This window comes from Chitinophaga qingshengii, assembly GCF_014529935.1.
GTDB lineage: Bacteria > Bacteroidota > Bacteroidia > Chitinophagales > Chitinophagaceae > Chitinophaga > Chitinophaga qingshengii.
Genome location: NZ_JACVFC010000002.1, coordinates 797,945 through 810,641, shown reverse-complemented (window position 1 = coordinate 810,641; position 12,697 = coordinate 797,945). Strand labels below are relative to the sequence as shown.

The window sequence follows — 12,697 nt, the reverse complement described above, 5'->3', positions numbered from 1 at the left end:
ATAATGGCTTTTTAGAAATAAGCAAATTTATTTATGCTTTTTCTCAAAAATGTGTCTTTGACAACATTCCTTCTACAGGCTACTTTCTAAGCAGGATGCGGAAAGTAGTGCCTTTGTTGATTTCTGAAGATTTTACAAAAAGCCGGCCTTTATGATATTCTTCGATGATTCTTTTGGCCAGGGAGAGGCCCAGTCCCCATCCTCTTTTTTTGGTACTGAAGCCGGGTTTGAACACTTTTTCGAAATGCATTTTCGGAATGCCTTTACCGGTATCGGAGATATCGATGGTCACGAAAGTGGGATGGTTTTCGATGTTGATATCGATGTTACCGCTACCTTCCATGGCATCCAGCGCGTTTTTCAGCAGGTTTTCCACTACCCAGTCAAACAGTGGCGGAGAGATCATCACGGGCAGTTCCTGTTCGGTAGCGTGAACGGAGAAACGTACTTTCTGCGGCGCTCTTTTCCGGATGTACGCAGTCATGTTTTCGATTTGTTCCAGCACATTCCGTTCTTCCAGTTTGGGGACGCTGCCTATTTTGGAAAAGCGGTCGGTGATCAGTTTAAGCCGGTCCACATCTTTAGCCAGTTCGGTGACCATCATGGTATTGGCTTCGTTATCGCGTAGTATTTCCAGCCATGCTTCCATAGAGGACAGCGGCGTCCCCAGCTGATGGGCCGTTTCTTTGGCAAGGCCTACCCATACCTGGTTTTGGGTGGCACGGTTGGTACTGGAAAGGGCAAAGAGTACCAGGGCGATGAATAGCGTGACCACCCCCAGCTGTATATAAGGGTAGTAGCGGATTTGTTTGAGGATAAGGGAATCGCCGTAATAGATATAGTTGTATAGTTTATGCCGGGCATCCACTTCCATGATAAAGGGGGGATGTTGTTTTTTAAAAGCCAGCAGCTGTTCCGGCAGATAGTCCGGATTTTGGGCAATACGCAGGGAATCGAGGTTGCGGCTGTCGAGGATATGCCCCTGTTCATCGGTCAGGATAAGCGGGATAGTGGTGTTGGTGGTAACGATTTCCACCGCGAGGTTAAGGTTGGCATCGGGGGCTGACTTGAGCAGTTCCCGGTTGGCTTCTACCCAGGTGGCGACTTTTTTGCGTTCTTCATCCTGGATTTTTTTTGTCAGGTTGCTGACGAACCATATGGTGGTCACGATAATGAGCACTGCTATGGAGGCCAGTACGAACTTCCACCCGATGTATTGTCTAAACATATAGCTAATTTAAGCCTTATTCCACTTTGATGATTCGGGATGATTAGCAAATATTAGAATCCTTTGTTGCATATTTGCATCTCTTAATTTTATTATTCACGCATAAACGTAATATCCGTTGCCCATATTGCCATCAGTTGCAGTTGTAATCTTAAATTGGAACGGGAAGGCTTTCCTGGAGAAGTTTCTGCCGTCCGTATGCCGCTCCACCTATGGTAATCTGCAGCTGGTATTGGCAGACAATGCTTCTACAGATGATAGTGTGGCGTTTGTACAAACCCACTACCCATCTGTCCGTATTATCCGTAACCCTTCCAACGATGGGTTTGCGGGCGGCTATAATGAAGCGCTGGCTCATGTGGAGGCCGATATTTATGTGTTGCTGAACCAGGACGTGGAAGTAGAGCCCAACTGGATAGAGCCCGTGGTAGCGCTGATGGAGACTGATCCGCGGATTGCCGCGTGCCAGCCCAAAATGCGGGCCTATCATCAGCCCGACGAGTTTGAATATGCCGGTGCTGCCGGTGGCTGGATGGACGTGCTGGGGTATACTTTCTGCCGCGGCCGTATCCTCTATACTACCGAAAAAGACGAAGGACAGTATGACGATGCGCAGGATATTTTCTGGGCGACCGGTGCTGCGCTCTTTATACGGTCGGCCTGTTTTCATGAAGTAGGTGGTTTTGACCGCGATTTCTTTGCACATATGGAAGAAGTAGACCTGTGCTGGCGCCTGCAAAGAGCCGGTTACCGTATCTGCTACTGCCCGGATTCCAAAGTATTTCACGTAGGCGGCGGCAGCCTGCCTCAAGGCAATCCGCGTAAACTATATCTCAATTTCCGCAACAACCTCATGATGCTGTGGAAAAACCTGCATAGCGAAGATCGCTGGATTGTGCTGTTTCAACGCTTTTTCCTCGATATCCTGGCCGGTGTTAAAAGCCTGGTGTCCGGTAAACCTAAGGACATGGCGGCTATCTACCGCGCTTACCGCGATTATTACCGCTGGCGAAGGAAGTATGTCAACAAACACGATCTGCCGGAAATGAAATTGATGAAGATGAAAGGTGTCTTCCATGGAATCATGATCTGGCGTTATTATTTCCTGAGAAGAAAAAAATTCAGGGATTTGGTGTAGAAAATGCATTTTTCTCCCTAAAATATCATCATTACTACAGCAATAAATCCAAAATATTTATTAGGTTTGCACCGGAAATAAACTGAATATGGAACACAACACCGTAGAAAATAAGAATGACATCACCCGCTCCAGGGTTTCCCGCTCCCGTTTCTTTTATTATGTGGGTCTGTTTTGTTTAGTGGCATTTATGCTGGGCGGTTGCTACAACCTGTATAAACATAAATACCAGGGTAAACCTGATGTTACCGTACAGGAAAGTTCCTTGTATAATCCAAAATACAAATAAGTAAGATAAGCGAACGCTTACATACTGCTTACAAATATAATTATCCAGCCTCCCGGTGATCCCGGGAGGCTTTTTATTTTCATTAAAACATCCAACAAAAGACAGGAATCAGCGGAATCATGTCATAATCATGGTCGTCGGCGGTTCCTTTTCCCTATTGCGTAAATAATATTCCCGATGTGATAACCTGGTATCCGGATAAGCCCGGAATTTTGTAGTGTCGGAAAATCCCGGCATGGCTTTATGACAACAATGGTCCAACGGAAAAAAAAGCAAGCGCACAAACCAGGTAAGAAATCAATGGCAAGGGTAGTGGTGGATAAGCTGCACCTTTGGCTGGGACTGGCTTCCGGCATCATAGTGCTGATTGTCAGTGTAACCGGATGCCTGTTTGTTTTCCAGCGGGAAATCAATGAGTGGGCATACCACAAAGAGATGTACATAACGCCGCAGGAGCATACCCTGCCGCTAAGCGAACTGCGTGCGCGTGCGCAGCAGGCTTTGGGAGATAAACCTATTCTCTCCATGACCACCTGGCGGGAGCCGGACCGGGCCTGGGAATTTATGGCCTACAAGGCCAACGACTCAGCCATCACTTATTTTGGTAGTATGGATTATTATGAGTCTGTGTTGGTAAACCCTTACAATGGGGCCATCACCGGGCGTATCAACTATAAGTACAACTTTTTTATGATCGTCAAAGGCATCCACTGGAGCCTATTGCTGAGTACTCCATACGGCCAGCCGATCGTAGGCTGGAGCACGGTGATATTTGTGATCCTGCTGATCACCGGTCTCATTATGTGGTGGCCCAAACGCTGGAACAAAGCGGGGCGCGATCAGAGTTTTAAAATTAAATGGAAGGCCGGTTTTAAACGGGTCAATTATGATTTGCATAATGTGCTGGGTTTTTATAGTCTGCTGATCGCATTGGTACTGGCGCTTACCGGCATGGTATGGGCCTTTAAATGGTTTGAGAAAGCAGTGTACGTGGCGGCAGCGGGCAGTGCTACGCCGCCTGCCACGACGCAGGTAAGTTCTGGTCCGGCTACAGCCGTTGCCAGCGGTAATCCGCTGGATATCGCTTTTCAAACGGCACTACCACTGCTTAAAGATGCCACCCGTGTTTTCGTATATCCGGCAGCGTATCCGGAGGGGGTACATATGATTGGTGGTTACCGCGGAAAGGATATTTATTTTGGCAGCGACGAATACCAGTTTGATCAGTATACCGGTAAAATGCTGGGTTATAGTCCTTATGCGAAAAAGAACCGTGGCGAGAAACTGCTGGCTATGAATTACGATATACATGTAGGTGCCATCGGTGGTTTGCCCGGAAAAATGATCGCCTTTATCATCAGTTTTATTTGCGGATCGTTACCGGTGACGGGGTTTTATATTTGGTGGGGTAAACAAAAAAAATCGAAAAAGAAAGCCGTAAAGCCGGTTGCGCGATTGAATGCTGTATAAATTTGTCAATATTTTTGTTTCGCTGAAATAGGCTATGGTATTGTGTTGGGGAGGATGTTTTACAATTGTGTGCAAATAAATTTTAAAAAACTTTGAAAAAATATTTTGTGTTTTCGGTCCGTTTCCTATCTTTGCAATCCCAACGAAAACGGTACACGGCAAAACAAACACGCTGAAAGCGCCAACAGTTGGGAAGTTCTTAAAAGTTTTATGTTTTAAAACACCTGCGGAAGTAGCTCATTTGGTAGAGCACGACCTTGCCAAGGTCGGGGTGGCCGGTTCGAGCCCGGTCTTCCGCTCCAAGCCGTTTTTATTCCGGCAAAAAAAGTTCTTAGTCAAAATTGCGGAAGTAGCTCATTTGGTAGAGCACGACCTTGCCAAGGTCGGGGTGGCCGGTTCGAGCCCGGTCTTCCGCTCTAAAGCCTGATCAATCAGATTGATCAGGCTTTTTTGTTTCCCCCATATCCCACATGGCTTCAGCCATGGGAAACCGGGAAATCTCATCGTATGGTGACAGGTCACCACCTAAAACACAACAGGCGTACCGGAACCGGCACGCCTGCTGCATTTTATTTCAATGCTTAATATCGTTAAAAATCACCACTGGCGCCGCCACCGCCGCCGGAGCCACCACCAAAATTCGGGGAGCCGGGGTCGGCAGGACCAGTTGCCGGTGTGAATGTCTGTGCAATAATCAATGATTCTACCTTCAGTTTGTCGGCCATGCCGGGTTCATCAGATGCCAGGTAGGTAAAGCCGTGTTTAGGCGGGTGCAGGTACCGGATTAGTGCCCAGGCGCCGCCGGTCATGATCAGTCCGCCGATAACCATGGCGGTTTCCAGCGGCATTATGCTATGGTAATGACGGATGGTGAATACAATCATAGCGACTAAGATGAGGCCGGTCCGTAGCAGGATAGCGTCTTTTTTACGGGTACCCAGGAAAAGATATACCAGGGGAATCATCACCGTAAATGTCCAGAAAAAGCTTTCTCCCGGAATACGCTGACCAGGTTCAAAGGTCATGTCGTACGCAATGCTGTAGGTTTCCCGGACTACGTAGTAATTACCCGTGAGGTAGAGTGTGATGAGGGACAATATCTGTAATAACGTAAGGCAATTACTGTAGTGCCGCAGTGCCTTGCGTTTTACCAGTACGGTAGCAACCAGGTACATGAGCAGCGAAGGCGCCATCATAAACATCGGCAGCCAGGTATCTGTTGGTCCGGCCAGCCTGATGTATATCACCGCCAGTAAGGAAAGAAAGGCCGCTGCGGCGCATACCATATCCGCATAACGGAGCGTGGCCAGGAAGGTGAGCCCGAATATCAGTAATGCAATGGCCGTAGGAGGTATATCATAATTTTCAATGATGACACCGGTCAGGATCAATCCTATCGCGCTCCACAACAGGGATTCGTTGATCCCCGAGCGGTAGGATTTTTTTTCATGGATACCAAATTCCAGTGCAGCAATACAAAGAAGGGCCGCGAATATAAGGATTGCCCGGAAGCCTGTCCATCCGCCGTCAGCCGAAATAGACAGCAACGTCATGAAACCAATGCTGAAGGCTATTACGATGCAGGTGAGTATAAAAAGCCCTACCCGGGTAAAAATGTTGGGCATGTACAGCTTAACAGGATGCGCCTGCCGTATAGCTTCCCGTGTTTCGGGGCTGATACAGCCTTGTTGCTGCGCTTTGTCAGCTTCGTCCTGTATATAAAGATTGTCGAGTGTGACAGAAGACCACGCGATCATTGTTTGATTTTTTTGTTGAGGTTAATTAACAGGATGATGACCCCTACTGTAGAGACGATCATATACATGAACGCCAGGTAAATCGTTTCATCCAGGTGGTTGAAGATCAGGTGTGCCAGGAAGGTGCTGAGGGCGAAGTAGCCATATAAAACGGCCACCAGTACGAAATAAAAGGAGCGGTCCCGGAATGCGCGAAGCCAGGTGAGATAAACGCCGCCGGCTATCAGCAGGAACCAGTATCCATAATAATTTTCAAAGATGATCATGCCTGCCATGGAGGCGATGAAAAAGATATGTACGCCGAAGTTGCGATAGGTAAAGGCAAAGTGTTTTTTAAAATCACGTTTTTCCGATAGTTCCGCCAATACTACGAGCCCTATGCCCAGCGCCACACCGGTGTATATCAGTGCATTGTTTTCAAAATCGTTCTGCGACAGAATCTGCATAGGCGTGATGGCGATTCCCAGCCAGGCCGCGAAGTTGGTGATGGCCATGGAGAGGATGCCGAGGTGATCGAAATAGTAGGCCGTGGCAAACAACACCACCATCGGGATGAAGGTAGCGAGGCCGTACGCAGTGCCGAAAGCCGTATACTGGTATTGCAGGTAGCCGATGAAGGTGACAAACGTGAGGCCGCCTAACAGTAACGCATAATCGTAGAATGCGTTGGGAGATTCGGACTTTTCGCGGGAAAAGGGCGGCCGGTGCCGGAAGCAGTAGGCATAGCAGCCAATACACAGCAAAGCGATAAAAAGCAGAATAACCTGGTGACCGATGGTATCAATGTTTTTGTACACCAGGATGCCGAGGCCTCCGCTCAGCAGCAGTACGCCCAGGTAAAGGACGGTTTTGATTTCCCAGTGAAGAGAGAAAAGGCGGGTGTTTTCCGTGTGGGTTATACGTTGCATTTCCTCGTCACTGATCAATCCTTCTTTTTGGAGTTTGGAGAAAGTATCAATGTTCATGCGGTGAATTTACGAATTAAGGGCGCATTTCATAATTTCTTTGCTATTTTGGGGTAATGGAGATATATCAGTCAACTTTATTTTCCGAAGGACCTTTTGAATTGGGTGAAGGAGCTTTCTGGTGGCCGGAACATTCAGCATGGTGCTGGGTAGATATCCTGGGGCATTCCCTTTACATGATGGATAGTAAGGGCCGGCGCACACAATATCATATAGGCGAGTACGTGAGTATGATGGTGCCGGTACAAGGTAGTAATGAGCTGTTACTGGGGCTGCATGGACGTGTGGCACGGTTTACACCGGAGCATGGACTGGGCCGTACGCTGGCGGTGCTGGACGGCAATCCTGGTCTTCGGTGCAACGATGGTAAATGTGATCCTGCCGGCCGTTTATGGATTGGTACCATGCATTTGACAGAGCAACGGGATAATGGGGCGTTGTATTGCCTGGACCATAATCGTCCGCCGGTAATCAAAATCCCGCAGGTGAGTATTTCCAATGGGCTGGCCTGGTTTGGGGACCGTATGTATTTTAATGATACTGCCACCGGCAGGATACAGGAATATGCCTATGATGTGAATTCAGGGGATATCAGGTTCCTGCGTAATGCTGTCATGATCCCGGCTGAATTGGGTAGTCCGGATGGGATGACGATTGATACGGAGGGGATGTTATGGGTAGCCCACTGGGGTGGAGGCGGGGTATACCGCTGGAATCCGGCCAATGGGGAACTGCTGGGCAAAGTAGAAGTACCGGCTTTACAGGTGTCCTGTTGTGTTTTTGGCGGTCCGGATATGCAGGAAATGCTGATTACTACAGCCAGAGAGCATATGACTCCCAAACAAATGGAGGCTTATCCTATGAGTGGAAACGTGTTTCACGCGAAGTTACCTTTTAAAGGCCTGCCTGTCAATCATTTTAAATATTAGTTTTATATAGATGTAAATGTTTCACGGTAGTCTCGTATTTTTTTCGTACTTTTGTAGGTATGAACGAGCTTTTTTAGGGTATTTTAATACCAGACGCACTATCTTATTCCAACTTCCCTTTATAGAAACTTCCCTTTAGTACGCTACCAAAACATTGAAGTGTAAAAACTAACGAATAGTCATGAAGGATTTCAAAATTATTGACAACAAAGAGGCCAGGCAGTTTGAGGCGCATATCGCAGGACAGCTGGCAAAGGTTATTTATGAAAGAAATGGCAGCCGCATTTTCCTGACTGGTGCAGAGGTGCCGCCTACCCTGGAAAAGCAGGGGGTGTTGCCGGTGATGCTGGGTAAAGTGATGGAGGAAATTTCAGCACAAAATATCCGGATGGTCCCTTCCAGCAAAAAAGTAGCGGAATATGTGCGTAGCAATCCTAAATGGAAAACATTGCTGGCGCACGGACTTCATATCTAATGTAGAAATATTTAGCTATTTAGTTATTTGATTATTTAGTCGGGCTGCTTCAATTACTGCGCTGCTGTTGGAAAGTTACTTTTCCTGAATGGCGGTAGGAGAGAAGCATCTAAGGTTGCAAGCAATTTAATTATTAAAACAGCTCAATTAAATAACCAAATAACTAAATATCTAAATAATAAAATGTTCTTATTTCAGCCCCAGTTTCGCTTTTACCGGCACCATCAGGTCGTCGGCATCTGATCCTATTAATACTTCATCTTTCGAATTATCAATGACCAGCGTATAGCCCTTTTCGGTGGCTACGGCTTTCAGTGCTTTTTTAGCTTTGTCCATAATCGGTACGAGCAGTGCCTGGTCTTTCAGCTGTAACTTCTCTTCCATACGCTGGCGGTACTCCTGGATGCCCGCTTGTGCGTCCTGCAATTCCTTTTCTTTGATTTCTTTGATCTGTTGGCTCCATTTGGTAGCCAGGCTATCATATTCCTGCAGTTTACGGGTATATTCTGCCACCAGGTACTGTCCGTCTTTGGCCAGTTCCTGCTGGTATTTTTGCAGGGTATCCGTTGCCTGTTTGGTTTCCGGCATGGCAGCAATCAGCTGCTGGAAATTAATGTAGGCGGTCTTCTGTGAGAATGCTGCAGTACTCATCATCAGCATCAGGGCGACAGTGCACAAAAATCTCATGGTATAGTTTTCAGCAATATTATGGAATAGATATATAAGAGAATGTTAAATTGTCATCATGGGGGTCTGCCATTCCACCCACATGATAAAACGAATAAGCCCAGTCTCCTCTTCCTGCATTACGGTGGGTTCCCTGGATACCGTTGACTTTATCTATTGGTATTCCGGTAGCAACAATTTAATATTTGATATAATATATTTTTTCGCAATTTTGTACCGAAATCAGGGCCTCGCCCGGGCTAAAATTTTTACCTTCTGTAGGGGTAACAGCATCTTCGGGTGTCGTTATGGAAAGCGTTTCAATTTGGCAGAAGGACTTATCTTTGACTTTAGTTATCAAAACCTCAGCATGGAGTTGCAACATCCAGGTGATACCTCGCTACTGGAAAAAGAAGACGTATTAACCTTTGAACAGGCATTTAAAACCCATTTTAAGGGTCTGCATGCCTATGCCTGTACCATATTGAAAGATGAAGTAATGGCGGAAGAAATGGTGCAAAATGTATTTTGTAAACTGTGGGAGAAGTCGGGTGATATCAAGATCAAACAAACGATCTCCGGTTATCTGTACAGAGCGGTATACCATGAAAGCATCAACTATCTGCGCCATCAGAAAGTAAAAGCTACACATCAGGCACACACACAGTATCAAATGAGCAATAACAGGGATACGGGTAACACTTCCGGCAAAGTGACCTTAAGGGAGCTGGAAGAAAAACTGGACAAAGCACTGCGGGAGTTACCGGAGAAGTGCAGGACTGTATTTCAGATGAGCCGCTTTGAAGAATTAAAATACCAGGAGATTGCCGACAAACTCGACATATCCATTAAAACTGTAGAAAATCAGATGGGAAAGGCTTTGAAGCTGCTTCGGCTCAACCTGGTGGATTTCCTGCCGCTGTTGTTAATATTGCTCCATCTCTAAACCTTCTACCGTGAAAAAGCAAACTGACCATATAAACGATGATCTGCTGGTAAAGCACATGCTGGGTATCACTACCCCGGCAGAGCAAACAGCTGTGGAAACATGGATAACGACGGATGCTGCCAACGCAAAATATTATGAACATTTCCGGCTTATCTGGAATGAAAGTAAAAAACTGGCCGCGGTAAGTACCGTGAATGAAGACGATGCCTGGAAACGTTTCCAGCAACGGGTAGGGGCCAACGAAAATGCCGGTGACGGCGCCCGTATTATCAAAACAGATTTTTCTACCTGGCGCCGTAACCTGGCCATCGCGGCTTCGTTACTGGTACTGCTGGGCGCAGCCGGATTCTGGCTCCTGAAATCATCTCACCCGCAACATGTGGTATACGCCAGTAACGCAGTAAAACTGGATACATTGCCCGATGGTTCTTTTGTTACGCTGAATAAACAATCCTCTATCAGTTATGCCAGCTCCTTCACAAAAGAAAGGCATGTAAAACTGGAAGGGGAGGCCTTCTTCAATGTTGCCCAGGACCCGGGCCGTCCCTTTGTGATCAAGGTAAACGACGTTACCGTAAAAGTGCTGGGTACTTCTTTCAATATCAAAAGCGCCAACGGTAAAACAGAAGTGATTGTGGAAACCGGTGCGGTAGAAGTTACCAAAAAACATAACAGCGTACAGCTGCAACACAACGAAAAAGCAGTAGTGACCGATCAGGACGCGGCGCCGGTAAAACAGGAAAATACAGATGAACTGTATAATTACTACCGTACACAAACCTTCGTTTGTAAAAAAACGCCCCTGTGGAAACTGGTCAATATCCTGAATGAAGCATACGATGTGAACATTGTGATTGGAAATGCTGATAAACAGGACATGCCGATCGACGTTACCTTCCAGAACACTTCGCTGGATGATGCGCTTAAAATCATCGCGCTGACCTACAACATCACCGTGGAAAAAAACGGAACCAATATCACACTGAAATAACCGTATGCCATTTAGCAGATTACTGACAATACTGATACTCATCACTACCATCTCTCTGACAACGCAGGCACAAGGCCTGCTGAACAAAACGGTGACGGTAGAAGTCAAAAAACAAAAACTCTCCGATGTACTGAACATCATTGCCAAACAGGGTGGTTTTTATTTCTCCTATATCAGTAACATACTACCCCAGGATAGCCTGGTGAGTATATCGGTAAAAAATAAAACTGTCCGGCAAACATTGGATCTGCTGCTGGAAGGAGAATATCTCTACAAAGAATCCGGTAACTATATTATCCTGTTCAAAAAATTCCCCGGACAAAGTTATTACCAGGTCACGGGGTTTGTCACGGACAGCAAGACGGGACAGCGAGTCCCCAATGCCAGCGTGTACGAGCGACAGCAACTCATTTCTACACTTACCAACAACGACGGTTATTTCAGGCTGCGGTTACGGGACAAAAGTCCCACCGCAGCCATCAGCGTTAGTAAGGACCTGTATACCGATACCTCCCTGATGGTACACGCAGGGCATGACCAGGAGCTGAGCGTGAATATATCTCCCATCAGTTATCAGCTCCGCACCGTTGAAGTAACGGGCCATATGCGGGTGGAAAAAACCTGGTGGGCTCGCACGATGCTGTCTTCCCGCCAGAAAGTACAGGGTATCAATATTGCAGGCTTCTTCGCCGATAAACCTTATCAGTTTTCACTGGCGCCGGGATTAGGTACACATGGTAAAATGAGCAGCCAGGTGGTCAATAAATTTTCCGTAAACGTTGTTGGCGGTTATACCGCCGGTGTGGATGGTTTTGAGCTAGGGACCCTGTTCAACATTGTAAAGGGGGATGTGCAAAAAGTACAGATTGCCGGCGGTGTCAACATTGTGGGCGGAAAAACCCGCGGTGTGCAGATTGCAGGCGTACATAACCAGGTGCTGGATTCTATGAACGGCGTACAGATAGGTGGCGTGAGCAACGTAGTGGAAGGCAACCAGGATGGTGTACAGATATCCGGCGTTTTAGGAGAGATACATGGTAACATGGGCGGTGTACAGTTGTCCGGTGTAGAAAGTGTTACCCGTGGAAATGTCAGTGGCTGGCAAATTGCTGGTATAGGCAATCATACCAGTGGAGAAATCAACGGGGCGCAGCTTTCCGGCGTATACAACTATGCCGGCCGCGGTGCAGGCGGGGCGCAGCTATCCACTATCGGCAACATCAGCCACGGTACGGTAAAAGGCCTACAACTCGGTACGATCTTCAACTATGCCAAACATCTCAAAGGCGTACAGATAGGCCTGGTCAATATCTCAGATACTTCTACCGGTTATTCCCTTGGTCTGGTCAATATTGTCAAACACGGTTATCATAAACTGTCGCTTTATACCACGGATGTGATCAACTACAACGTAGCGTGGAAAACAGGGCGTAAAGAGCTGTACAGCATTGTGCTGGCAGGTTTTAATACCGGCGATAAAAAAGTATACTCTATCGGGTATGGTGTTGGAAAGGAATTCAACTTTACACGGCATCTTTTTCTCGCGGCGGAAATTACGGGACAAAGCCTGTATACCGGCACCAGTGAGGCTTCGCAGATATATCGTATACAACCGCTGCTCAACTTCAGAATATCCAATAAAGTAGCTGTGTTTGCAGGACCGTCGATGGCACTTTTCCTGGCAGAGGAATGGAAACCTAAAGAAGGATATATCCAGAAAATTCCGCCGGCGGGATATAGTTTCTTTACACTCGGAAAAGAAGGCGCCGGCTGGCTTGGCTGGCAGGCAGGTATCAGCATCTTTTAATTTTTGTTGAATTCACATAGGGGTAGATGTTCC

Annotated in this window: 12 protein-coding genes and 2 tRNA genes; 10 read left to right on the top strand and 4 right to left on the bottom strand. The window is 47.0% G+C overall.

Annotated features, from left to right (window positions below; all coding sequences use genetic code 11):
- Positions 1–79: 79 nt before the first annotated feature.
- Positions 80–1,228 (bottom strand): sensor histidine kinase, encoded by a 1,149-nt coding sequence (locus ICL07_RS18530; protein WP_188089511.1) that lies wholly within the window; start codon positions 1,226–1,228, stop codon positions 80–82.
- 127 nt (positions 1,229–1,355) lie between these two features.
- Between ICL07_RS18530 and ICL07_RS18525 the strand changes: the two genes are divergently transcribed.
- The 5 genes from ICL07_RS18525 (at position 1,356) to ICL07_RS18505 (ending at position 4,541) form a co-directional block, all read left to right on the top strand.
- Positions 1,356–2,366 (top strand): glycosyltransferase family 2 protein, encoded by a 1,011-nt coding sequence (locus ICL07_RS18525; protein ID WP_246485089.1) that lies wholly within the window; start codon positions 1,356–1,358, stop codon positions 2,364–2,366.
- 88 nt (positions 2,367–2,454) lie between these two features.
- A complete protein-coding gene (locus ICL07_RS18520) occupies positions 2,455–2,655 on the top strand; it encodes a hypothetical protein (RefSeq protein ID WP_188089509.1) in 201 nt (66 codons plus the stop codon).
- A gap of 243 nt (positions 2,656–2,898) precedes the next feature.
- Complete coding sequence (locus ICL07_RS18515; protein WP_223151978.1) at positions 2,899–4,125, top strand: PepSY-associated TM helix domain-containing protein; 1,227 nt, start codon at positions 2,899–2,901, stop codon at positions 4,123–4,125.
- A 226-nt stretch (positions 4,126–4,351) separates the two neighbouring features.
- Positions 4,352–4,427, top strand: a tRNA-Gly gene (locus tag ICL07_RS18510).
- Between the two features lie 41 nt (positions 4,428–4,468).
- Positions 4,469–4,541: transfer RNA gene (locus ICL07_RS18505), tRNA-Gly, on the top strand.
- Positions 4,542–4,715: 174 nt separating this feature from the next.
- On the opposite strand, the gene ICL07_RS18500 is transcribed toward ICL07_RS18505, so the two are convergent.
- Positions 4,716–5,882, bottom strand: a complete 1,167-nt coding sequence (locus ICL07_RS18500) for a hypothetical protein (protein WP_188089508.1) — start codon at positions 5,880–5,882, stop codon at positions 4,716–4,718.
- Entirely contained in the window at positions 5,879–6,847 is a 969-nt protein-coding gene (locus ICL07_RS18495; protein WP_188089507.1) for a DUF2157 domain-containing protein, read from the bottom strand. The genes ICL07_RS18500 and ICL07_RS18495 overlap by 4 nt, the downstream gene beginning before the upstream one ends.
- A gap of 56 nt (positions 6,848–6,903) precedes the next feature.
- On the opposite strand from ICL07_RS18495, the gene ICL07_RS18490 reads away from it, so the two are divergent.
- Both ICL07_RS18490 and ICL07_RS18485 read left to right on the top strand, forming a co-directional pair.
- Entirely contained in the window at positions 6,904–7,776 is an 873-nt protein-coding gene (locus ICL07_RS18490; RefSeq protein WP_188089506.1) for an SMP-30/gluconolactonase/LRE family protein, read from the top strand.
- Positions 7,777–7,957: 181 nt separating this feature from the next.
- Positions 7,958–8,251 carry a GNAT family N-acetyltransferase gene (locus ICL07_RS18485; protein ID WP_188089505.1) on the top strand — a complete coding sequence of 98 codons (294 nt, stop codon included), beginning with the start codon at positions 7,958–7,960 and terminating at the stop codon, positions 8,249–8,251.
- 189 nt (positions 8,252–8,440) lie between these two features.
- On the opposite strand, the gene ICL07_RS18480 is transcribed toward ICL07_RS18485, so the two are convergent.
- Positions 8,441–8,938: an OmpH/Skp family outer membrane protein gene (locus ICL07_RS18480; protein ID WP_188089504.1), complete on the bottom strand. Its 498-nt coding sequence runs from the start codon at positions 8,936–8,938 to the stop codon at positions 8,441–8,443.
- A gap of 349 nt (positions 8,939–9,287) precedes the next feature.
- Between ICL07_RS18480 and ICL07_RS18475 the strand changes: the two genes are divergently transcribed.
- Genes ICL07_RS18475 through ICL07_RS18465 form a run of 3 tightly spaced genes read left to right on the top strand, consistent with a single transcriptional unit; the run spans position 9,288 to position 12,664 of the window.
- Positions 9,288–9,863 carry an RNA polymerase sigma-70 factor gene (locus tag ICL07_RS18475; RefSeq protein WP_188089503.1) on the top strand — a complete coding sequence of 192 codons (576 nt, stop codon included), beginning with the start codon at positions 9,288–9,290 and terminating at the stop codon, positions 9,861–9,863.
- A 10-nt stretch (positions 9,864–9,873) separates the two neighbouring features.
- Positions 9,874–10,857 carry a FecR domain-containing protein gene (locus tag ICL07_RS18470; protein WP_188089502.1) on the top strand — a complete coding sequence of 328 codons (984 nt, stop codon included), beginning with the start codon at positions 9,874–9,876 and terminating at the stop codon, positions 10,855–10,857.
- A 4-nt stretch (positions 10,858–10,861) separates the two neighbouring features.
- Positions 10,862–12,664 carry an LA_2272 family surface repeat-containing protein gene (locus ICL07_RS18465; RefSeq protein WP_188089501.1) on the top strand — a complete coding sequence of 601 codons (1,803 nt, stop codon included), beginning with the start codon at positions 10,862–10,864 and terminating at the stop codon, positions 12,662–12,664.
- Positions 12,665–12,697 lie beyond the last annotated feature (33 nt).